Source organism: Acidovorax sp. 106, from assembly GCF_003663825.1.
Classification (GTDB): domain Bacteria; phylum Pseudomonadota; class Gammaproteobacteria; order Burkholderiales; family Burkholderiaceae_C; genus Acidovorax.
The window spans coordinates 2,916,279-2,938,760 of sequence record NZ_RCCC01000001.1 but is presented as its reverse complement, the minus strand read 5'-3'; the positions used below and the strand labels follow the sequence as shown (position 1 = coordinate 2,938,760).

At 63.6% G+C, this 22,482-nt stretch carries 22 protein-coding genes; 10 read left to right on the top strand and 12 right to left on the bottom strand.

The annotated features are described in order from the left end of the window. The first annotated feature begins 13 nt into the window (after positions 1 to 13). The 10 genes from C8C98_RS13055 (at position 14) to C8C98_RS13010 (ending at position 10,414) form a co-directional block, all read left to right on the top strand. Positions 14 to 1,294, top strand: a complete 1,281-nt coding sequence (locus tag C8C98_RS13055) for a lipopolysaccharide biosynthesis protein (RefSeq protein ID WP_121454638.1) — start codon at positions 14 to 16, stop codon at positions 1,292 to 1,294. Beyond that, entirely contained in the window at positions 1,278 to 1,916 is a 639-nt protein-coding gene (locus C8C98_RS13050; protein WP_121454637.1) for an acyltransferase, read from the top strand. The genes C8C98_RS13055 and C8C98_RS13050 overlap by 17 nt, the downstream gene beginning before the upstream one ends. A gap of 1 nt (position 1,917) precedes the next feature. Further along, a complete protein-coding gene (locus tag C8C98_RS13045) occupies positions 1,918 to 3,006 on the top strand; it encodes a glycosyltransferase (protein WP_121454636.1) in 1,089 nt (362 codons plus the stop codon). 63 nt (positions 3,007 to 3,069) lie between these two features. Continuing rightward, the gene (locus C8C98_RS13040) at positions 3,070 to 4,101 is read left to right on the top strand and encodes a glycosyltransferase family 2 protein (RefSeq protein WP_121454635.1); all 1,032 of its coding nucleotides are present in this window, start codon (positions 3,070 to 3,072) and stop codon (positions 4,099 to 4,101) included. A 17-nt stretch (positions 4,102 to 4,118) separates the two neighbouring features. Continuing rightward, entirely contained in the window at positions 4,119 to 4,856 is a 738-nt protein-coding gene (locus tag C8C98_RS13035) for a methyltransferase domain-containing protein (protein ID WP_121454634.1), read from the top strand. Continuing rightward, positions 4,853 to 6,205, top strand: coding sequence for a UDP-glucose/GDP-mannose dehydrogenase family protein (locus tag C8C98_RS13030; RefSeq protein ID WP_121454633.1), 1,353 nt, complete (start codon positions 4,853 to 4,855; stop codon positions 6,203 to 6,205). The genes C8C98_RS13035 and C8C98_RS13030 overlap by 4 nt, the downstream gene beginning before the upstream one ends. Positions 6,206 to 6,210: 5 nt before the next feature. Further along, positions 6,211 to 7,386, top strand: a complete 1,176-nt coding sequence (locus C8C98_RS13025) for a DegT/DnrJ/EryC1/StrS aminotransferase family protein (RefSeq protein ID WP_121454632.1) — start codon at positions 6,211 to 6,213, stop codon at positions 7,384 to 7,386. Positions 7,387 to 7,415: 29 nt separating this feature from the next. Continuing rightward, a complete protein-coding gene (locus tag C8C98_RS13020) occupies positions 7,416 to 8,036 on the top strand; it encodes a sugar transferase (RefSeq protein WP_121454631.1) in 621 nt (206 codons plus the stop codon). Between the two features lie 139 nt (positions 8,037 to 8,175). Further along, the gene (lysS, locus tag C8C98_RS13015; RefSeq protein WP_121454630.1) at positions 8,176 to 9,720 is read left to right on the top strand and encodes a lysine--tRNA ligase; all 1,545 of its coding nucleotides are present in this window, start codon (positions 8,176 to 8,178) and stop codon (positions 9,718 to 9,720) included. Positions 9,721 to 9,748: 28 nt separating this feature from the next. Then, positions 9,749 to 10,414 carry a mechanosensitive ion channel family protein gene (locus C8C98_RS13010; protein ID WP_121454629.1) on the top strand — a complete coding sequence of 222 codons (666 nt, stop codon included), beginning with the start codon at positions 9,749 to 9,751 and terminating at the stop codon, positions 10,412 to 10,414. Between the two features lie 55 nt (positions 10,415 to 10,469). Here the strand turns inward: C8C98_RS13010 and nagZ are convergent, their stop codons facing one another. The 12 genes from nagZ to C8C98_RS12950 form a co-directional block, all read right to left on the bottom strand. Beyond that, positions 10,470 to 11,561 (bottom strand): beta-N-acetylhexosaminidase, encoded by a 1,092-nt coding sequence (gene nagZ, locus C8C98_RS13005; protein WP_121454628.1) that lies wholly within the window; start codon positions 11,559 to 11,561, stop codon positions 10,470 to 10,472. 50 nt (positions 11,562 to 11,611) lie between these two features. Further along, on the bottom strand, positions 11,612 to 12,034 hold the full coding sequence (gene acpS, locus C8C98_RS13000; protein WP_121454627.1) for a holo-ACP synthase: 423 nt from the start codon (positions 12,032 to 12,034) through the stop codon (positions 11,612 to 11,614). A 57-nt stretch (positions 12,035 to 12,091) separates the two neighbouring features. Further along, entirely contained in the window at positions 12,092 to 12,871 is a 780-nt protein-coding gene (locus C8C98_RS12995) for a pyridoxine 5'-phosphate synthase (protein ID WP_121454626.1), read from the bottom strand. Then, entirely contained in the window at positions 12,868 to 13,632 is a 765-nt protein-coding gene (gene recO, locus C8C98_RS12990) for a DNA repair protein RecO (protein WP_121454625.1), read from the bottom strand. The genes C8C98_RS12995 and recO overlap by 4 nt, the downstream gene beginning before the upstream one ends. A 138-nt stretch (positions 13,633 to 13,770) precedes the next feature. Continuing rightward, positions 13,771 to 14,775: a GTPase Era gene (era, locus tag C8C98_RS12985; protein ID WP_121454624.1), complete on the bottom strand. Its 1,005-nt coding sequence runs from the start codon at positions 14,773 to 14,775 to the stop codon at positions 13,771 to 13,773. Next, the gene (gene rnc, locus C8C98_RS12980; RefSeq protein ID WP_121454623.1) at positions 14,772 to 15,455 is read right to left on the bottom strand and encodes a ribonuclease III; all 684 of its coding nucleotides are present in this window, start codon (positions 15,453 to 15,455) and stop codon (positions 14,772 to 14,774) included. Before rnc ends, era begins: the two co-directional genes overlap by 4 nt. Positions 15,456 to 15,458: 3 nt before the next feature. After that, entirely contained in the window at positions 15,459 to 15,824 is a 366-nt protein-coding gene (locus C8C98_RS12975) for a DUF4845 domain-containing protein (protein WP_121454622.1), read from the bottom strand. Between the two features lie 38 nt (positions 15,825 to 15,862). Next, complete coding sequence (lepB, locus tag C8C98_RS12970) at positions 15,863 to 16,837, bottom strand: signal peptidase I (protein ID WP_121454621.1); 975 nt, start codon at positions 16,835 to 16,837, stop codon at positions 15,863 to 15,865. Next, positions 16,837 to 18,645 carry a translation elongation factor 4 gene (lepA, locus tag C8C98_RS12965; protein ID WP_099740228.1) on the bottom strand — a complete coding sequence of 603 codons (1,809 nt, stop codon included), beginning with the start codon at positions 18,643 to 18,645 and terminating at the stop codon, positions 16,837 to 16,839. Before lepA ends, lepB begins: the two co-directional genes overlap by 1 nt. A 465-nt stretch (positions 18,646 to 19,110) precedes the next feature. Then, positions 19,111 to 20,574, bottom strand: coding sequence for a DegQ family serine endoprotease (locus tag C8C98_RS12960; RefSeq protein ID WP_370450394.1), 1,464 nt, complete (start codon positions 20,572 to 20,574; stop codon positions 19,111 to 19,113). Positions 20,575 to 20,753: 179 nt separating this feature from the next. Further along, positions 20,754 to 21,647, bottom strand: coding sequence for a MucB/RseB C-terminal domain-containing protein (locus tag C8C98_RS12955; protein ID WP_255423196.1), 894 nt, complete (start codon positions 21,645 to 21,647; stop codon positions 20,754 to 20,756). Positions 21,648 to 21,855: 208 nt separating this feature from the next. After that, positions 21,856 to 22,455, bottom strand: coding sequence for a sigma-E factor negative regulatory protein (locus C8C98_RS12950; protein ID WP_121454619.1), 600 nt, complete (start codon positions 22,453 to 22,455; stop codon positions 21,856 to 21,858). Between the last annotated feature and the right edge of the window lie 27 nt (positions 22,456 to 22,482).

The following is a 22,482-nucleotide window of genomic DNA, read 5'->3' as shown; positions in this document are numbered from 1 at the left end:
CCGAACAAGTGGCATGACCCAGGGGCTTTTCAGAGCCACCGCCACGCTGCTCACCGGCAGCGTGGCCGCCCACGCCCTGCCCTTGCTGCTGGGGCCCGCGCTCACCCGCACCTATTCGCCCGAGGCCTTCGGCCAGTTTGCCCTGCTGTGGGCCCTGGCCACCAATGTGGCCGTGGTGGCCTGTGCTCGCTATGAATACGCGCTGCCGCTGGAGCGCGCCGAGCCCGAGGCCGCGCAGCTGATGGCGCTGTGCGGCCATGTGCTAGCCGCCGTGGGCCTGGCCACGCTGTGTGCTGCTGGCGTGCTGGCGTGGCGCAGCGGCATGACCGCCTACTGGCTGCTGCCACTGGCGGTGCTGGCCTTGGGGGCCACCCAGTGGCTCACGATGTGGGCCACGCGCGCCGAGCGCTTTGGCCTGCTGTCCAGCGCCCGGCTGGTGCAGTACGGTGGGGGCGCAGTGCTGCAACTGGCGCTGGGCTGGTGGCTTTTGGAGGCAACGGAGCATACCGAATCCAACGCGCTGGCAGGGCTGTGGGGGCTGTGCGCAGGCGCTATCGCAACAGCGCTGCTGGCCGCCTGGCTGCTCGCGCGGCCTGCACCGCTGGGCGGCTGGGCTGCCTGCCTGCGCGCACCCTGGCCCGCACTGCACGCCATGGCGCTGCGCCACCGCGACTTCCCACTGCTCAACACACCCCACGCGTTTATGGGCGCGCTGCAAGACACGTTCACCCTGCTGGCCGTCACCGCCTGGTCGGGCGACGCGGCTGCAGGCCTGTGGGCCATGTCGCTGCGCTACCTGAAGGCGCCCGCCAGCCTGCTGGGCGGGGCTTTGTCGCAAGCGCTGTACCCCCAGCTGGTGCAGGCCCCCAACGCCCAAGCGGCGCGCCAGGCGGTGCACCACAGCATGCGGCTGCTGGCCGCCATCGCACTGCCCATGGCCGCCGTGCTGCTGCTGTGGGGGCCTGCCTTGTTCACCGCCTTTTTTGGCGCGCACTGGGCGGGGGCGGGCGAGCTGGCCCGGGCCCTGGGCCCCTACATTGCCCTGCACTTCATTGCATCGCCCCTGGCAGTGACCACGCTGGCCTGGAAGGCCCAGGCCTGGGCACTGCGCCTGGCGCTGGTGGGCCAAGTGGCGTTTTTTGCAGGACTGCTGGCAGGCCTGGCGCTGGGTGGACTCACCGGCGCAGCCTGGGGCATTTCAGCATCGATGCTGCTGTACTTTGGCTACTATTTTTGGGCCTTGGCCACCTGGCAGGACATCCCTCAGGGAGGACGCGATGAAAGTCTTGCTTAACCGCTGGCGCCGCCGCCTGTGGCAGGCGCTGTTCTACCGCATGGTGTTTGGCGAGCGCACTGCGCAGGGCACGCCCCTGCCCCACACGCGCATCGCGCCAAGCACCTGCATCGAAGGCGAAGAGGGCCTACAACTGGCGGACCATGTATTCATCGGCCACTTCAACTTTCTGGACGCCGCAGGCGGCCTGCGCATCGACGAGGGCGCGCAGATTACCAACTTTGTGAGCATCGTCACCCACAGCTCCCACCGGGCCGTGCGCCTCATGGGGCGCAGCTACGCCGCGTACACCGGGCCGACATCTGCCCGACCTGGCTACATCCAGGGGCCCGTGCACATCGGTCCCTATGCGTTTGTCGGCCCGCACAGCCTGATTGAGGCGGGCAGCCGCATCGGCAAAGGGGCCGTGGTGTGCGCCTATGCCCAGGTGCGCGGCGAAGTGCCAGACTTTGCCATCGTCGCCGGGCAGCCCGCCCGCGTGGTGGGCGATGTGCGCACACGCGATGCCGCCCTGCTGGCGCAATACCCCGACATGCAGGCGCACTACGCAGCCTGGGCTGGCACGCTGCCTACCTCGCCCGCTCCCGCATCCACACCCACGCCACCTTCTGATCACGCCTGACATGTCCCCCATCCACCTGTGCCTGCTGGGCGATGCCACCAGCCCCCACATCCAGCGCTGGGCGCGCGAGATGCAGGGGCGCGGCTACCGCGTCTCGCTGGTCACCGCGCGGCCTGCACCCATCGATGGCGTGGAGCAGCATGTGCTGCGCCCAGTGCACCGCTCTGCCCAATGGCTGCTGCGCGCCGCCGAGGCCAAGCGCACGGTGAAGACCCTGGCCCCCGACATCGTGCACGCGCACTACACCACGTCCTACGGCTACCTGGGCGCGCGCTGCGGCCACCACCCGCTGGTGATGACGGCCTGGGGCAGCGACTTGCTGGTGACGCCGCTCGCCAGCCCCTGGATGCGCTGGCTCACCGGCTGGACGCTGCGCCGCGCAGACCTCATCACCGGTGATTCGCAAAGCCTGGTCGACGCCGCGCACAGCTACGGCCCCAGCGCCGCCGTGCACTGCATCCACTGGGGCGTGGACCTGGCGCGCTTTGCGCCTGCGCCTTGGCTAGACAAACCCGGCTTTGAGATCGTGAGCCTGCGCTCGTGGGAGCCCAACTACAACATCGCCACCATCATCGACGCCGTGGCGCAACTGCGAGCCCAACAACCCGCCGTGCCAGCGCACCTGCACCTGCTGGGCGGCGGCAGCCTGGAAGCCGCGCTGCGCGAGCAAGTCACCCGCCTGGGCTTGGGCGAAACAGTGACCTTTCACGGACGGCTGGACGACGCTGGCATGGCCCAGGTTCTGGCCCGGTGCAAGGTCTCGGTCTCAGTGCCCACGCAAGACGCCACCTCGGTCTCGGTGCTCGAAAGCATGGCCTGCGGCCTGCCCGTGGTGGCAACCCAACTGCAGGCCAACACCCAGTGGCTGCAAGCCGAATGGCTGGTGCCCGCACAGGACAGCAGCGCTCTGGCGCGCAAGCTGGCCGCCCTGGCGCAAGACGATGCGTCAGCCCATGCTGCGGGCCAGCACAACGCCCAACGCATTCAGCAAGAGGGCGACCGCGCCGTGCAAATGGACCGCATGGATGCGCTGTACCGAGGACTGCTACAGCGTCCAGCAACCAGCAACGTCAGCACCAACGCCAAATAACAAGAAAATAGGCCGCTAGGGCAATCAAATAAAGCGCTAGCAGCTACATAAAATATAGCAACCATGTTCACCCAACCCGCCCAGCCCCAGCGGCTCAGCGTCATCGTGCCCTGCCGCAACGAGGCCGCGCACATCGACGCCTTTTGCGACAGCGCCTTGCAGCAGCAGTTGCCCCCCGGCTGGCAGATGGAAGTGCTGGTGGCCGATGGCTGCAGCAATGACGGCACCCGCGAACGGCTGCAGCAGCGCTGCGCCGCCGACCCGCGCCTGCGCTGGGTGGACAACCCGGGCCGCATCGTCTCCACCGGGCTCAATGCCTGCCTGCGCCTGGCGCGTGGCAGTGTGGTGGCACGGCTGGATGTGCACACCCAGTTTGCGCCCGACTACCTGGCCCAGTGCCTGGCTGCGCTGGAGCGCACCGGGGCCGACAACGTGGGCGGCCCTTGGGTGGCCGAAGGGCGCGGGGCCATGGGCAGCGCCATTGCCGCAGCCTTCCAAAGCAGATGGGTGGTGGGCGGTGCCCTGTCGCGCGACAAAGCCTACGAAGGCCCCGTCGACACCGTGTACCTGGGCTGCTGGCCCCGCGCCACGCTGGAGCGCTTTGGCGGCTTTGACGAAACCCTGGTGCGCAACCAGGACGATGAGCACAACCTGCGGCTGCGCCTGGGTGGCGCGCGCATCTGGCAAAGCGGGCGCATCCAGTCGAGCTACCGCCCCCGCGATTCGCTGCGCCACCTGTTTGCCCAGCAACGGCAGTACGGCTACTGGCGGCCCTTTGTCATGCGCAAGCATGGCCAGCCGGGCTCTGTGCGGCAACTGGTGCCAGCGGCCTTTGTGGCGGCGGTGCTGGGCTTTGTCGCCATCAGCCCCTGGAGTGCCTGGCCGCTGGCAGCCCTACTGGCAGCGTACGGCGGCTATGTGGGCGCTGCCTCGGTGCTGGCCGCTTGCGCTGCAGGCCAATGGCACACCCTGCCACGCCTGCCCGTGGCGATTGCGGCCTACCATGTGGCCTATGGCCTGGGCACCTGGCGCGGTCTGTGGGATGTGCTGCGCGGTCGCCAACCCTCGGCCCAGTTTGCGCGCATCACGCGCTAAATCCAAGCCGTTTCGCCATGAGCTTCGACCCCTCCCACGAACCCACAGCTGTGCAGGCCCGCTACGCCCGGCGCAATGCGGTGGCCGACGCGCAGCACTACAGCCTGTACGCCAGCGCCTCGGCCCTACAAGCCCAGCAAGAACGGCTGCGCGTCATGGTGCAACTGTGGCGCACGCACGGCTGGCACAGTCTGGCGGGCCTGCACATCACCGAAGTGGGCTGCGGCAGCGGTGGCAACCTGCATGACCTGGTGCGCCTGGGCGCAGAGCCCCAGCGCCTGCAAGGGCTGGAATTGCTGCCCGAGCGCGCCGCACAGGCCCGCGCTACCTTGCCTGCTGCGCTGGCGATCCATACGGGTGACGCATCCAGCGCCAACATCGCCCCCGGCAGCCAGCAGGCCGTGCTCGCATTCACGCTGTTCAGCTCGCTGCTCGACGCCGACTTTCGCACTGCGCTCGCGCAGCAGATGTGGCAGTGGGTAGCCCCTGGCGGCGGCGTGCTGGTGTATGACTTTGTGGTCAACAACCCGCGCAACCCCGATGTGCAGGGCGTGCCGCTGGCCGAAGTGCGGCGGCTGTTTCCGCAGGCTCGGCTGCATTCACGGCGCATCACGCTGGCCCCGCCCGTGGCGCGCCGCATTCCGGGCAGCCTGATTGCACCTTGCGCCACACTGCTCCCCTTCTTGCGCACCCACCGCCTGACCTGGGCAGTGAAATCGGCCCACATCGCGGGGCCAGAAACGATCCCGTCATGAAAATCACCGTCATCGGCACCGGCTATGTAGGCCTGGTCACCGGCGCTTGCCTTGCAGAAATGGGCAACCAAGTGCTGTGCCTCGATCTGGACGTGCAGCGCATCGAGGCCCTGAACCGGGGCGAGATGCCCATCCACGAGCCCGGCCTGGGCGATGTGGTGGCGCGCAATGCGCAAGGTGGACGCCTGCGGTTTACCACCGACATCGACACCGCCGTGGCGCACGGCCTGCTGCAGTTCATTGCCGTGGGCACACCACCCAGCGAGGATGGATCGGCCGACCTGCAGCATGTGCTGGCGGCGGCCCGCGCCGTGGCCGAGCGCATGCAGGGCTACCGACTCATCATCAACAAGAGCACCGTGCCCGTGGGCACGGCCGACGCCGTGGCGAAGGAAGTAGCGCAGGTGCTGGCCGCACGCGGGCTACCGCCCGACTTTGCCGTCGTATCGAACCCCGAGTTCCTCAAGGAAGGCTCTGCGGTGCAGGACTTCATGCGTCCCGACCGGGTGATCGTGGGCAGCGACAACGAGCACGCCACCGCCCTGATGCGCACCCTGTACGCCCCCTTCATGCGCAACCGCGAGCGGCTGATTGAGATGGATGTGCGCAGCGCCGAGTTCACCAAATACGCCGCCAACGCCATGCTGGCCACGCGCATCAGCTTCATGAACGAGCTGGCCCTGCTGGCCGAAAAGCTGGGGGCGGACATTGAGCAGGTCCGCACCGGCATCGGCACCGACCCGCGCATTGGGACGCACTTTCTGTACGCGGGCACCGGGTACGGCGGCTCGTGCTTTCCCAAAGATGTGCGCGCCCTGATCCAGACCGCCGAAGGCGCAGGCCAGCCGCTGCAGATTTTGCAGGCCGTGCAGGCAGTGAACCTGCGGCAAAAGCAGGTCTTGATCGACAAGATCGTCGCCCGCTTTGGCCCTGATCTGCAAGGCCGCCGTTTTGCGCTGTGGGGCTTGGCCTTCAAGCCCGGCACCGACGACATGCGCGAAGCGCCCAGCCTGACGGTGATTGAACAACTGCTGGCGCGGGGCGCTGAAGTGGTGGCCTATGACCCGCAGGCCATGCTGCAAGCGCAAGCCGTGCTGGGCCCACGCCCCCACCTGTACTACGCCCCCCAAGCCGATGCGGCCCTGGTGGGCGCAGATGCGCTGGTCATCGTCACCGAGTGGAAAGAGTTCCGCAGCCCTGACTTTGCCCACCTGGCAGCCACGCTCAAGCACCCGGTGGTGTTTGACGGGCGCAATCTGTTTGAGCCCGACACGATGCGCAGCACGGGGCTGGAGTACTACCCTATTGGACGGGCTGCGGTGTCGTCCGTTACCCCTCAACACTCCTGATCGCCATGTCTGCCGTTTCCACCACACCTGTACTCCCATTCCTTCCTTTCGCCCGCCCCGACATTGGCGACGCCGAAATCGCCGCTGTGACCGAGGCCATGCGCTCTGGCTGGGTCACCACCGGCCCGGTCACGCGCCAGTTTGAACAGAACTTTGTGGACTACCTGGGCGGTGGGCTGCAGGGCGTGGCCGTGAATTCGGCCACGGCTGGGCTGCACCTAGCGCTGGAGGCCCTGGGCATTGGGCCGGGGGATGAGGTGATTGCCCCCACGCTCACCTTCACTGCCACGGTGGAGGTGGTGCGCTATCTGGGGGCCGATGCGGTGCTGGTGGACGTGGACCCGGTCACGCTGAACATCGACCCCGCCAAAATCCGCGCCGCCATCACGCCCCGCACCAAAGCCATCATGCCAGTGCACTACGGTGGCCTGGCATGCGACATGGACGCGATCCTCGCCATCGCCACAGAACACGGTTTGAAGGTAGTGGAAGACGCCGCACACGCACTGCCCACCACCTGGCGCGGCGCGCTGGTGGGGCAGTTGCAGTCTGATGTGACGGTGTTCAGCTTCTACGCCAACAAGACCATCACCACCGGCGAAGGCGGCATGGCCGTGACGCGCAATGCCGCACTGGCCCAGCGCATGCGGGTAATGCGCCTGCATGGCATGAACCGCGATGCGTTTGACCGCTTCACCTCCAAGACCCCGGCCTGGTACTACGAGGTAGTGGCCCCCGGCTTCAAATACAACATGACCGATGTAGCCGCAGCCATGGGCGTGCAGCAACTGGCACGCCTGCCGCAGTTTGTGCAGCGGCGCGAGCAGCTGGCCCAGCGCTACCACGCAGCCCTTGCCAGCCTGCCCCTGGTGCTACCCGCCACGGCGACTGCGGGCGATGTGCACGCGTGGCACCTTTACGTGGTGCGCCTGGCCCCGCAGGCCCGCATGGACCGCGACGCCCTGATCCAGGGCCTGTCAGACCGGGGCATTGGCACCAGCGTGCACTATGTGCCGCTGCACCGCCACCCCTACTGGCGCGACCGCTACCAGCTCACGCCCGAGCAATATCCGCACGCCGATGCCGCCTACCAGGACATGGTGAGCCTGCCCCTGTTCACAGCCATGAGCGACGCCGACCAGGAGCGCGTGATTACCGCGCTGCATGAGCTGCTGGGCTGAAGAACTCTGCCCACCAGCCTCTACCCATCATGTGGATCAAGCGCGCTTTTGACATGGCCTTCTCGGCCACCGTGCTTCTGCTGCTGGCACCGCTGCTGGCCGTGATTGCGCTGTGGGTGCGCCGCGACTCGCCCGGCCCGGTCATCTACCAGCAAGAGCGCGTGGGGCGGCATGGGCAGCTGTTTCGCATCTACAAGTTCCGCACCATGCGCGCTGGCGCAGAGGTTGCGGGGCCGCAGATCACCGTCGGGGCCGATGCACGCATCACCCGTGCGGGCCGATTTTTGCGCCGCACCAAGCTCGACGAGCTGCCCCAGTTTGCCAATGTGCTGCGCGGCGACATGAGCGTGGTGGGCCCCCGGCCTGAGGTGCCCAGGTACGTGGCGCTGTACCCCGCCGAGGTGGCGGCGCAGGTGCTGAGCGTGCGCCCTGGCATCACCGACCTGGCCTCGCTGGCGTACCGGGACGAGAGCGAAGTACTGGCGCGCAGCAGCGACCCCGAGCGGGCCTATGTGCAAGAAATTTTGCCCGCCAAGCTGCAATACGCCTGCCAATATGTGCAGCAGCGCAGCCTGTGGCTGGACCTGCGCATCATTGCCCGCACCGCTGCCGCCGTGTTCCGTGCGCCAGCGGGCCCACAGAAACCTTAAAATCACCGGTTCGGCTGTGCAAGGACATCCTTCTCAGCCCGCTGATTTCGCCCCCTACAGCGCCGATAGCCACCCCACTGCCGCCCCTTGCGCGCCGTGGCCCCTTCCAAAAGCCCTGCAGCCACTGCACCCAGCCCCTATGTCTGAACAGAACCACGCCCCCGCCCCCCAAGACGAAAACCAGCTCATCGCCGAGCGCCGCGAAAAGCTCCGCGCCCTGCGTGAAGCCCAGGCCCAGGGCGGCGCCGTGGCGTTCCCCAACAACTTCAAGCCCGCCCACAAGGCCGCGGCCCTGCAAGCCGCGCACAGTGGTGCAGACGCCGAAGCGCTGGAGGCCAACCCCGTCACCGTGAGCGTGGGCGGCCGCATGATGCTCAAGCGCGTGATGGGCAAGGCCAGCTTTGCCACGGTGCAAGACGGCTCGCTGGGCGACACCGGTGGCCGCATCCAGCTCTACATCACCCGCGATGCCGTGGGCGAAGAGCTGTACGCCGCCTTCAAGCACTGGGACCTGGGTGACATCGTGGGCGCCGAAGGCACGCTGATGAAGACCAAGACCGGCGAGCTGTCGATCAAGGTGACCAGCCTGCGCCTGCTCACCAAGAGCCTGCGCCCGCTGCCCGACAAGTTCCACGGCATGAGCGACCAGGAACAAAAGTACCGCCAGCGCTACGTGGACCTGATCACCGACGAGCAGGCCCGCAAGCGCTTTGTGGCCCGCAGCAAGGCCGTGGCGGGGCTGCGCGACTTCATGGTGCAAAACGACTTCCTGGAAGTCGAGACACCCATGCTGCACCCCATTCCGGGCGGCGCCAATGCCAAGCCGTTTGTGACGCACCACAACGCGCTGGAGCAGGAAATGTTCCTGCGCATTGCGCCCGAGCTGTACCTCAAGCGCCTGATCGTGGGCGGCTTTGAGCGCGTGTTTGAAATCAACCGCAGCTACCGCAACGAAGGCATATCGGTGCGCCACAACCCCGAGTTCACGATGATGGAGTTCTACGCCGCGTACTGGAACTACCAGGACCTGATGGAATTCACCGAAAAGCTGATCCGCGAAGTGGCGCTCAAAGCCACCGGCTCGCTGCAACTGAGCTATGGCGGCCGCGATGTGGACCTGAGCCAGCCGTTTGCCCGCCTGACCATCCGCGAAGCCATCTTCCAGTACACCGAGGCGGGCGCCCATGTGGACGACGCCGCGTGGCTCATCAGCGCCTTGAAAAAGCTGGGCATGTCGGAAGAGAAGGACAAGCTCTCCACCCGCTCGTTGGCCAGCCTGCAGGTGTTCTACTTTGAAGAAACCGTGGAAGACAAGCTGTGGCAGCCCACCTTCATCATGGAGCACCCCACCGAAATCAGCCCGCTGGCCCGCGCCAACGACACGCGCCCCGAGGTGACCGAGCGCTTTGAGCTGTACATCACCGGCCGCGAATTCGGCAACGGCTTCAGCGAACTGAACGACGCCGAAGACCAGGCCGCGCGCTTTCATGCCCAGGTGGCCGCCAAGGACAGTGGCGACGACGAAGCCATGTTCTACGACCACGACTTTGTGCGTGCGCTCGAATACGGCATGCCCCCCACCGGCGGCTGCGGCATTGGCATTGACCGCCTGATGATGCTGCTGACCGACAGCCCCAGCATCCGCGACGTGATCCTGTTCCCGGCCCTGCGCCGCGAGAGCTGATCCACAGACCCCATTACCTCGGACATCCATGGCGATTCCCAAACACCGCCTGCCGGAGTGGGTGCAAGACTGGCTGGAGGTGATCGTGCCCGGCGGCCAGATCCTGGGCATCATGCTGGTCGCCTTTTTGCTGCAAGGGTTGCTGCGGCGGCTGGTGCGCAAAACAGCCATGCACTACCAACTGCCCGGCGAGCTGGTGGTGCCCATCAACGGGCTCATCCGCTGGACCATCATGGCCAGCGCGGTGCTGCTGGTGCTGGAGCGCCTGGGCGTCTCGGCCACCGTGCTGTGGACGGCCTTCACCGGCTTTGCCACCGTGGGCGCTGTGGCGTTTTTTGCGGCTTGGAGCGTGCTGTCCAACCTGTTCTGCGCGCTGCTGATCTTCACGGTGCGGCCGTTTCGCATTGGCGACCATGTCGAGGTGCTGGACACCGCCGAAAAGCCCGGCGCCAAGGGCCGCGTGGTGGACGTGAATCTGCTCTACACCACGCTGGAAGAGTTCAACACCCCGCCAGGCAGCGCCTGGGTGCAGATACCGAATGCGCTGATCTTTCAGCGCGTGGTGCGGCGCTGGCATGGGGAGCCGCCCTCACCGGCGGCCTTGGCGGCCACCCTGCCTGCCACGGCCTCAGAGCCCCAAGCCGCCAGTCCAGTCACCAGTTCTGCGGCACAGGCCACCTCCCCCGCGCCTTGACCTGACCCCGGCAACACCCCCCCGCCCCTCAGGTGGCGCTGCCGCTGTCGTGCCCTCACATCAACAGATCCAGCGCCTGCATGTAAGCAGGCTGCAGCATCAACTCATCCCAGGGCTGTGGCAGTGTCTCGGGCAGCAGTGCCAGGCGGCGCGATTCGCTGTCCACGTTAGGCTGCCAGCAGCCTTGCGCCTGTGCGGCGGCCAGCCCGTCAATCAACTCGTCCACCGCCTCGCCCTTGCCCAGGCTCTGGTTGCACAGCAGCACTAGGTCGCAGCCTGCCTCCAGCGCAGCCAGTGCAGCGTCGGTGTAGCTCACCACCTGGCCGTCAATGCGACGCGCGCCTTCCATGCTGAGGTCGTCGCTGAAGATGGCGCCGTCAAAGCGCATCTGGCGGCGCAAAATCTCTTGCAGCCAGCGCTGCGAAAAGCCTGCGGGGCGGCTGTCCACCTTGGGATAAATGACGTGGGCAGGCATCACGCTGGTGAGCGTAGTGCTGAGCCAGGGGTAGGGCGCAGCGTCGTCGGCCAGGATGGCTTTCAAGCTGCGCTTGTCCACCGGCACTTCGGTGTGCGAATCGGCTTTGACGAAGCCGTGGCCGGGAAAGTGTTTGCCGCAGTTGGCCATGCCCGCCTGCAGCAGGCCGTGCATCAGGCTCTTGGCCAGCAGGGCCACCACGCGCGGGTCGCGGTGGAAGGCGCGGTCGCCAATCACGCCGCTCTCGCCCCAATCCAAATCCAACACGGGTGTGAAGCTGAAATCCACACCACAGGCGCGCAGTTCTGTGCCCAACACATAGCCCGCCGCCGTGGCTGCATTGGTGGCGCGCAGCGCGCCGCTGCCGGGCACGGCCTTGGCGCCCTTGCCGTCGTCCATCCACATCTCGCCCAGGGCGCGCATGGGCGGCAGGTGGGTGAAGCCATCGGTGCGAAAGCGCTGCACGCGCCCGCCTTCGTGGTCCACGCAGATCAACAGGTCGTCGCGCACCGCCTTGATGCTGCTGGTGAGCTGCAGCAGCTGGGCACGGTCCACCCAATTGCGGGCGAACAGAATGACGCCGCCCACCAGCGGGTGCGCTAGGCGGCGGCGGTCGGTGGCAGTGAGTTCGGTGCCGGCTACGTCAATGATGAGGGGGGCGTGTTCGGTCATGGAAGATCGGATGGGTGATTAATTGCTATCAAATCAAGAGCTGCTTGCGCTTATAGGGAAAGCGCTGGAGGGCTATTTCCCTCCAAACGCTCCACCACGCAGAAGCTGGCGGCGTAATCGGTCTCGTCCGTTACGCTCAGGTGGGCGTGCAGGCCGCGTTCTTCAAACCAGGTTTTCAGGGCCCCGTGCAGCACGATGACGGGCTGGCCGCTGGGCAGCTTGGCCACCTCGCAGTGGCGCCAGGTCATGGGCATGCGCATGCCCAGCCCCACGGCCTTGCTGAAGGCCTCTTTGGCAGAGAAGCGCGTGGCCAGGTAGCGAAGGCCCCGGTCGGGCCAGCGCTCGGTGCGATCGCGCCACACGGCCAGCTCACCTGCGGCCAGCACCTTTTCGGCAAAGCGGTCGCCGTGGCGTTCCAGGCTCTCGCGGATGCGGCGCACATCGCAGATGTCGGTGCCAATGCCGTAGATCATGGTTTTGAGCTAAATATGTCCCTAGCGCTTGATAGATAAGCGCAAGAAGCTATCAAATCAGGAGTGATTGCAACCTTCAAAGCCCGCATCGATGCACGCCTGGTAAGCCTGCACCGTGGCGGCGTAGCCCAGCTCCAGCGCGTCGGCAATCAGGGCGTGGCCGATGGAGACTTCGAGCACACCGGGCACTTCGTGCACAAAGGCGGCCAGGTTGTCGCGGCTCAGGTCATGCCCGGCGTTCACGCCCAGACCAGCATCCAGCGCAGCCTGGGCGGCTGCAGCGTAGCGGGCCAGTTGCTCGGTCTGCTGGGGGGTGCCCCAGGCGGCGGCATACGGCTCGGTGTACAGCTCCACGCGGTCTGCGCCCACAGCCTTGGCAGCGGCCATCTGCTCGGGCACGGGGTCCATGAATAGGCTCACGCGCACGCCCAGCGCCTTGCACTCGGCGATCAGCGGGGCCAGGCGCTCGGCGTCTTGCGGAAAACTCCAGCCATGGTCGCTGGTGAACTGGTCTTCGCTGTCGGGGACAAAGGTGGCTTGGTGCGGACGCACGGTGCGGATGAAGTCCATCAGGTTCTGCGATGGGTTGCCTTCGATGTTGAATTCCCGGTCGGGCCAGGCCTTCATCAATTCGGCCAGCGCGTACACATCGTCGCCGCGAATGTGGCGCTCGTCGGGCCGGGGATGCACCGTGATGCCCTGCGCACCCGCCTGCAGGCACAGTGTGGCCGCACGGGTCACGCTGGGAATGCCCAGGTGGCGCGTGTTGCGCACCAGGGCCACTTTGTTGACGTTAACGGACAGGGCGGTGCGGTGAGGATGGGAGGAAGTGGTCATAAGCTTTGCAGGTCCATCATGAGCTGGCGGGTGCGCAGCACCGGGCTGCCGCAATGGTATTGCAGCACCGCCCGCAGCTGGGGTTTGAGTTCTGCCGCCACAGGAGCACAGGCGCGCAGCGTGGCGGTGTAGCTGGCGGCTTGGTCCAGCGCCGTTTGCAGCGCACGCCATTGATTGCCAGACAGACTGGCGCGGTCGGTGCTGGAGGCCGCCCGCAAGCCACCTTCGGCCACCAGGGTGTAACGTCCCTCAGGCCGCAGGGTGGCGAAGGTAGCGGTCTCGGTATCGAGCGTGGGTAGCAGGCCCAACTCACGCAGCAGCAGCAGTTCAAAGCTGCGCAGCACGGGCTCCAGAGCATCGCCATGCTCACTGGCCAGCACGCGCACCACGCCCGCATACACGTCGAACAGGCTGGCATGCGCATCGGCACGGGCCAGCAGGCGCAGCAGCAGTTCGTTGAGGTACAGGCCCGACAACAGGGCGTCGCCCGTAGGCATCACATGCCCACCCACCCATTCGGCCCCCTTAAGCGTATGGATGTCGCCCACGCCGTCACCGGCCAGCGTGTAAGTCAGCAGCAGCGGCTGCAGCGGCAGCAGCACAGGCCGGAAGTTGGAGGTGGGCTTTTTCGCCCCTTTGGCCACCAGGGCCACGCGCCCCTGGCGGCGACAAAACACCTCCAGGATCAGGCTGGACTCGCTCCAGTCGTAGCTGTGCAGCACGTAGGCAGGCTCGTCGGTGATGCGCTTGGCGGCTGCCACAGGAGGGCTGTCGGTTGAGGCTTACAGAAAGAAGGACGGCTGAGCGCCCAGAGCGGACCCAAAGGCAGTAGCCGGGTTGTCACGGGCCACCGCCCACAGCGGGCTACGGCGTGCTGCAGAGGGCGTGGCCAAAGACGCTCACTCGTACCCAAACGAGCGCACGCGGGCTTCGTCGTCGGCCCAGCCCGAGCGCACCTTGACCCACAACTCCAAGAACACCTTGGCGTCCATGAGCTTTTCCAGCTCCTGGCGCGCTTCGGTGCCAATGCGCTTGAGGCGCTCACCCTTGTCGCCAATGACCATCATCTTGTGGTTGTCCCGCTCGACCACGATGGTGGCGGCGATCTTCACCAAGCGCTTGTGCTGCTTGCTCTTTTCTTCATCGAACTTGTCGATGACCACGGTCGAGGTATAGGGCAGCTCGTCGCCCGTGAAGCGGAAGAGCTTTTCGCGCACCGTCTCGCTGGCCAAGAATTTTTCGCTGCGGTCGGTCAACTCGTCCTCGGCATACCACCAGCCCTGCTCGGGCAGGTATTTGGCGCAGATGCCGAACAGGCGCTCCACATCGCCCTTGTTCTTGGCCGACATGGGCACGAATTCGGTGAACGGGTGGCGCTCTTGCATGCTCTTGAGCCAGGGCGCCAACTCGGCGCGGCGGTTGACCATGTCGAGCTTGTTGGCCAGCAGCAGCGTGGGAATGCCGGGCTTGAAGAGCGACAGCACCTTGGCGTCAGCCAGAGTGAAATTGCCGGCTTCGACCACGAACAAAATCAGGTCCACGTCGCCTATGGCGCCCATGACGGTCTTGTTGAGCGACTTGTTCAGCGCGGTGGCGTGCCGCGTCTGAAAACCGGGCGTGTCCACAAAGATGAACTGCGTGGCTTCGCGCGTGCGAATGCCGGTAATGCGGTGGCGCGTGGTCTGCGCCTTGCGCGAGGTGATGCTGATTTTTTGGCCCACCAGGGCATTGAGCAGCGTGGACTTGCCCACGTTGGGCTTGCCGACGATGGCGATCACACCGCAGCGCTGCCCTGCCACCGCTGGTGGCGGGCTGGCAGCGGCCAGCATCGCCTCAAGATCGTTTTGCACTTCAGGGATTGATGGCTCCGCGCCGTCAGCTACACTTTTAGTAGCATCATTCATAATTTTTTCGCTTTCAGTGTGGCCAACATGGCGCCTGCGGCGGCCTGCTCGCCTGCCCTGCGGGAGCCGCCGATGCCACGTTCGGTCAACCCCAGTTCTGCAATATCGCACTCCACATCGAAGGTCTGGCGGTGGGCCTCGCCCACGGTGCCCACCACGCGGTACTGCGGCAGCTTCATTTTGCGGCCCTGCAGCCACTCCTGCAATGCCGTCTTGGGGTCTTTGGCCACCGCCTGCATCTGGGGATTGATCTCCACCCCCTCGAACAGGCGGTGCACCAGCGCCTCGGCACCGGCATAGCCAGCATCCAGATAGACCGCACCAATCAAGGCCTCCAGGGCATCGGCCAAGATAGAAGGACGTTGTTGCCCGCCGGACTTGGACTCCCCCTCGCCCAAACGAAGCACCTCAGAGACCTTCAAGCGCAAAGCCAACTGGTGCAGAGTGTCTTGCTTGACCAGATTGGCCCGCACCCGGGAAAGATCGCCCTCGGGCAACTGCGCCAACCGCTGGTACAGCAAGCTGGCCACAGCCAGGTTCAAGACAGAGTCTCCCAAGAACTCCAGCCGTTCGTTGTGGTCGGCCGAGAAACTGCGGTGGGTGACGGCCCGCTGCAAAAGCGAGGGATCGGAAAAAATATGCTGCAGGCGGACCTGCAGCGAAGAGAGACTGGGATGCACTAATTAATCGGTCTGGTATTGCAAACGGTAGACAAGGAAGGCTGGGCCAGCCAACGCAATCTCGCGGGAGTACTTGAAGCCCACAACGGTCTTGTCACCGCGCTTGGTGATCTCCAAATCCTTGCCAGAAATGGAGCTGATGTTGTCAATGGCCCCGGCGCGATCAAACGAGGCGCGGATGTCCGCCACTGTTGAACCCTCTTTAGAGGCCTTGAGAGTGGCCTTACGGATCGCCTGGTACTCCAGAAAAATCGGCACCGACTGCCCACCAATCGCAAAGGCAGCCACGGCCAGCACACCAATGAAAATCACGCCAACGAAAGACAGGCCACGTTGACGCGCACGCGCTGTTGTGTAATGCAAATTCATACCCAATACCCTCCTGTTGTATACGGCCAGTGGCCTGCTCAGTGAAACGGCCCAATGCGCTTGAAGTCGCCAAAGTTCATCCAGACGAAAAACGCCTTGCCCACGATATTGCCTTCAGGCACGAACCCCCAATAGCGGGAATCCAGGGAGTTGTCGCGGTTGTCGCCCATCATGAAATAGTGGCCTTCAGGCACCTTGCAAACCACACCCTCCACACTGTAGCGGCAGTTTTCGCGGTAGGCAAAGTTGCTGGCACCTTGCACAAACGCAGGAGCTTCAGGGTTGTTGATGAGGCGATGCGGTTGCGCGCCCAGTTGCTCTTCAAACTGCTTGAAGTAGCGCATGCTTTCTTCTTCCAGAAAGTCAGGCTGGGCAACCGTCTGCACGGGCTTGCCATTGATGGTCAAGCGCTTGTTCAGGTAGGCCACCTCGTCCCCCGGCACGCCCACCACACGCTTAATGTAGTCAAGCGTAGGCTGCGGAGGGTAACGGAACACCAGTACGTCACCCCGTGCGGGCTTGTTGCCCTCGGTGATCTTGGTGTGGATGACCGGCAAACGCACGCCATAGGTGAACTTGTTCACGAGGATCAGATCGCCCACCCGCAGGGTCGGAATCATGGAGCCCGAAGGAATCTTGAACGGCTCAAACAGAAAGGAGCGCAACACAAACACCGCCACGATGACGGGGAACAGGCCTGCGGTCCAATCCAGCCACCAGGGCTGCATGAGGATGCGGCCTTTGGCTTCTTCGGCGTCCACATCCACCTTCTGGATGCCCATGCGGTCCAACTCGGCCCGGCGCTGCACAGCGGCATCTTCGATGGCTTGCGCAGCCTTGCGGCGCTGGGGCAAAAAGTAAAAGCGTTCGCCCAGCCAATAGACACCCGTCACGACGGTGGCCAAAAACAACAGCAAGGCAAAGTTGCCTTCCAGCGCACCAAAATACCAAGCACCGATGTACCCGGCAAAAGCCGCCAGAATCAGCGACGTGAGAGTTTGCATGAACCGCATCAATCTTCCACCTGCAAAATGGCCAGAAACGCCTCTTGGGGCACCTCCACCGAGCCAATCTGTTTCATCCGCTTCTTACCGGCCTTCTGCTTTTCGAGCAGCTTGCGCTTGCGGCTGATGTCGCCACCGTAGCATTTGGCCAGCACGTTCTTGCGCAGGGCCTTGATGGTCTCGCGCGCAATGATGTTGGCACCGATGGCCGCCTGAATGGCCACGTCGTACATCTGGCGGCTGATGATTTCGCGCATCTTGGCCACCACCGCCCGGCCGCGGTATTGCGACTGTGAGCGGTGCACGATGATGGACAAAGCGTCCACCTTCTCGCCATTGAGCAGGATGTCCACCTTGACCACATCCGAGGCACGGTACTCCTTGAACTCGTAGTCCATGGACGCATAACCGCGTGACACCGATTTGAGCTTGTCAAAGAAGTCGAGCACGATTTCGCCCAAAGGCATTTCGTAGGTCAACATCACCTGGCGCCCGTGATAGGCCATGTTCATTTGCACACCGCGCTTTTGGTTGGCCAGCGTCATCACGGGCCCCACGTAGTCCTGCGGCATGTACAGGTGCACGGTGACGATGGGCTCGCGGATTTCCTCCAAACGTCCCTGGTCAGGCATCTTGGAGGGGTTCTCGACCATGATGACTTCACCATCGGCCTTGACCACTTGGTAGACCACGCTGGGGGCTGTGGTGATCAGGTCTTGGTCAAACTCGCGCTCCAGACGCTCCTGCACGATTTCCATATGCAACAGGCCCAGGAAGCCGCATCGGAAGCCAAAACCCAAAGCCTGGCTGACTTCGGGCTCATAGTGCAGCGAGGCATCGTTGAGCTTGAGCTTTTCCAGCGCATCGCGCAAGGAGTCGTACTCACTCGCTTCGGTGGGGTACAGGCCAGCAAACACCTGGGGCTGGATTTCCTTGAAACCCGGCAGGGCTTCTGTCGCTGGCCCGGCGTTGTTGGGCAGCTTTTTTTCCAGGGTGATGGTGTCCCCCACCTTGGCGGCCTGCAGTTCTTTGATGCCCGCAATGATGTAACCCACCTGCCCGGCCTCCAGCGCTTCCAAGGCCAGGTTGGCCGGTGTGAATACACCCAGGTTGTCCGCGTTGTACACAGCCCCCGTGGCCATCATCTTGAAGCGCTCACCCTTGGCCAAGCGGCCGTCCACGACACGCACCAGCATCACTACCCCGACGTAGGGGTCGAACCAGCTGTCGATGATCATGGCGCGCAAAGGGCCCGTGGGGTTGCCCTTGGGGGCTGGCACCTTAGCGACGATCAGCTCCAGGATTTCCTCAATGCCCAAACCCGTTTTCGCGGAACAAGGGATAGCGTCCGCAGCATCGATGCCAATGACATCCTCGATTTCTGCCTTGGCGTTGTCAGGATCGGCGTTGGGCAGATCCATCTTGTTCAGAACAGGAAGCACCTCTACGCCCAATTCCAGTGCGGTGTAACAGTTGGCCACCGTCTGGGCCTCAACACCCTGCGATGCATCGACCACCAGCAACGCGCCTTCGCACGCAGACAAGGAGCGACTCACTTCGTACGAGAAGTCCACATGCCCGGGCGTATCGATCAAGTTGAGGTTGTAGACCTGTCCATCCTTGGCCTTGTATTGCAGCGCCGCAGTCTGTGCCTTGATCGTGATCCCGCGTTCCTTTTCAATGTCCATGGAGTCCAGGACCTGGGCCTCCATATCGCGCTCAGCAAGCCCGCCGCAACGCTGGATCAAGCGGTCTGCCAACGTCGACTTGCCATGGTCGATGTGCGCGATGATGGAGAAATTTCTGATGTGATTCATCAACGGAAAGCGTCAAATAATGGGGTGAGAAAGGCGCGCACAAGAAAAAAGGGCGCGTCGAATGGCGACGCGCCCTGAACCAACAATCATTGGCAACTGCGATGGTTGGAGCTTCATTGTAGGCAAAAAGGCCATGCCAAACAGCCCGCTCCACCGCATGCGGGGGTCGTTGCCACGTTGCAACAAAAAACTTACACACAATTTATCCACAGCATCGCCACTTAATTGGTGCACAACATGTGGGCGAGCTGTGGAACAGCTGTGAATGGCTTTTATACATACCGTATCGTGGAGGAAGACCTCGCCGATATGCATTCAAGCGCTGAGAGCCGGCTCTATTCTATCGAAATCGGTAATTGCAAAAATTTTAAGTTGGCGACAACTAACTTTCAAACCATTTTGAGAACGTGCAAGGGCTTGACTTGCCGCTGCACATCCCCGCAGGCGCACGGCCAGTCATCCAAGTCAACGGGCTGGCACAGGACGAATCAGCGCGTATTGCGCCCACTCCCCACGGCGATACAACACACTCAAGGTCTTGCTCTTGTCTACCTTGCCAAGGATGGCATCAAAGTCCTTCACGCCAGACACCTCGGTATTGGCGATCGCCAGGATGATGTCCCCCTCACGCAAGCCAGCCCTGGCAGCGCCATCGACTGCGGCCGAGACCAAAACACCGCCTTTGAGTTTGAGCTCCTTCTTTTGAGCATCCGGCAACTCCGTCACCGTCAACCCCACTTGCTGCCCTGCCGCAGAAGCCTTGGCACGCTCCTCACGGTCCGTCGTTTTCACAGCCACTTTGTCCGGCTCAATCTCGGCAATGGTGACAGCAAGGTCACGGCTTTGCCCACGCCGAAACACAGTCAAGCTGCTCTTACTGCCAGGTTTGGTGTTCCCCACCAAGCGGGGCAGATCAGCCACTTTTTCAATCGCCTTACCCTCAAAGCGAATGATGATGTCCCCCGCCTCGACACCGGCTTTTTCCGCTGGCGAGCCCGACTCCACCCCCGTCACCAACGCACCTTGCGCCTTGCCCAGGCCCAGAGACTCCGCCACGTCCTTGGTCACGGGGCCAATCTGCACGCCAATACGCCCACGTGTCACGCGACCGGAGGCACGCAGCTGCTCGCTCACACGCATCGCCTCGTCCATGGGAATCGCAAATGAAATCCCCATAAATCCCCCAGAGCGGGAGTAAATCTGGCTGTTGATGCCCACCACCTCTCCGCGCATGTTGATCAGTGGCCCACCGGAATTGCCAGGATTGATCGCCACATCGGTCTGAATGAATGGCAGGTAGTCACCCGTGTCACGCTGCTTGGCACTCACGATGCCTGCCGTGACCGTGTTCTCCAGGCCAAACGGAGAACCAATCGCCATCACCCACTCGCCAACCTTCAGGCGGCTGACATCACCCACCTTCACCGCAGGCAAACCACTGGCCTCAATTTTGACCACAGCCACATCCGTGCGCTTGTCTGCGCCCACGATCCGCGCCTTGAATTCCCGTTTGTCTGCGAGGGTCACGATCACTTCATCGGCCCCTTCGACCACATGCGCATTGGTCATCACAACGCCGTCGGCAGTGAGAATGAACCCCGACCCCACACCGCGTGGCTGCTCATCCTGCTGGGGGCGCTGCTGGCGCGGCGCGTTGGGAATAGGCACACCGAAGCGCTTGAAAAATTCCGCCATCTCTTCATCCATCGCACCAGCTCCAGAGCGGGCTGATGCTTTCTCGGTGGTGCGGATATTGACCACAGAGGGACCTGCCAGCTCTACAAGCTCCGTAAAGTCTGGCAGACCACGCACCACCGCTGATTGCGCAGCAGCGGAGACAGGCACCAACGCGGTGAGCCCAGACAGGCCAGTGAACACACCAGCCAAGGCAACAGAACGCAGCAACTTCCAATCCAGAGTAGACATCATGGGCCTTTCAAATCGAGGTAACAATTACCAATCACGAATGCATCTCTGAAGAGCACCCAAGCAAATAGGTTCCCAAACACGGGCTGATGTGGGAACCGATTTTTAAAACAGAAGGCCAATACAGGCAGCACACTCGGCAGACGAGTGAACGCACCGGCAGACACGTTCACCGAAACGGATCAGCGCAACCGCTCCCAATGCTTGGAAAAAAGGTGCAGCGTCTTGCGCGGGACTTCTCCCACGATGGTCAGCCAGGCGTCTTCACCTGCTCTGCGCGCCAGCATCTGGGTTGCCCCCATGCTGACCTCCTGCACCGCCACACCACCATGGCGCGTAGCGTCCATGGGCTCCATGAACAGCGATACAGACGCCAAGCCGTCAGAGTACAGGCACTGCAAGACACTGCGTGCACCTGCCTCTACAGACAGTGTGCGCCGATAGCATTGGACAGGAACAAAGCCCTCAACCGGCTGGCGCAATACCCACCCCTCTTCCTGGGCAGAGGTCTTCCGCACCTCAGGTGACACACGCTGAAATCCATCCACAGCGTCCATCGCGCGTGACAGGTCTTCCGCTTTCACACTGGCATTCCAGTCAATTTCCGAGAACGCAGCCTGCTCCATCACCTTGGCGTCAGGCGACAAGGTTTGCAGCTTCACGACCAACCCCGTTTCCTGGTCCGCCCAAATTCGATAGCCCAGCCGCAGATCGTCTTGAGGCTTGAGCCACAGCACATCGGCACTCCGTCCAGCCACACGCTCCAGCCCTAAACGCTGCACAGCATAGAACTGCGAGAGCTTGGTGCCCGCCACCACGGAGGGCTGTGGAAACAAGGCTGGGGTGTCACTGCGATCCGTGCGCACGGTGCGCGACGATGCAAAGAAGGTCCTGACCTCACCGTTGCGCCGAAATACGGTGCGCGGCACACCCGACAAGGTTTCCACACGCTCCACTTGCAAGCTCCCATCACAAGCGTGGGCAATGCGGGAGCTGGACATAGCCCCTGTGGCCGAGATCACAACAAAAGTACCCACATACGAGCGCCGACACGCAGCCCCACGCATGTGAGCCATCCATTGCGTGACATCAAAGTCCGCCGATACGGCTTGCACCGAAGACAAGGGCGAAACAGATGCAGGAGGCTCCGCAGCCACTGCCATGGGCGCACCCCACCCTAAGGTAAGTGCAAGAACTGCGGCACACCCCCAAAGGCCAGCCATTCGATTCATGGATGCTTGCTGAACACAGAAGAGAGGCCTGCCCCGCACCAGCCAAGGCGAGTTACCGAGAAGGCTCTTCAAAAGTGGCATTGCGCAAAAAACCCGCAGGCATCTGAAGAGCCGAAGTGCTACCGAATTGTTTATGGGCCTGCAACAGTTCGTCCAAGCGTGGGTCGCGCAACATGACGGGCTGCCCAGCCCCGTCCGAAACGGCCACCACCGAAGCAGGTGGTGCAACCGGAGCAGAAGCCAACTGCGCGCCGCCGCCCCTCAAGGCTTCGACAGAATTCCAACCGATGGCGGCGACTGCAGCCATCGACGCAATACCGGCCACCATCTTCCAGCGAAACACCGACGCATTGGCCGCTGGCTGCGGCACATGGACAGACACCACCGGTGATTCAGATTGCAATACCAAAGGCACACGTGCTGCTGCAGGCTCTTGGGCCAGCTGCTCCCGCAAGCGCCCCAGCAAGGGGCTTGATGCGTGCGCAGCCAATTCAGGCGAGCGCAACACATCGCCCACCAGATGGTAGAGCTCCCACGTGGCTTGGCTCTCTTCACCGTGGGCCAAGCGCAAGGCCTCAGCCAAGGCCTCGCCTTCGAGCTCACCATCCATTAACGCCGACAACTGCTCGCACTGATTCAAATCTTTGTCCATGATGTCACCTGTCTAACCAGCCCCCAC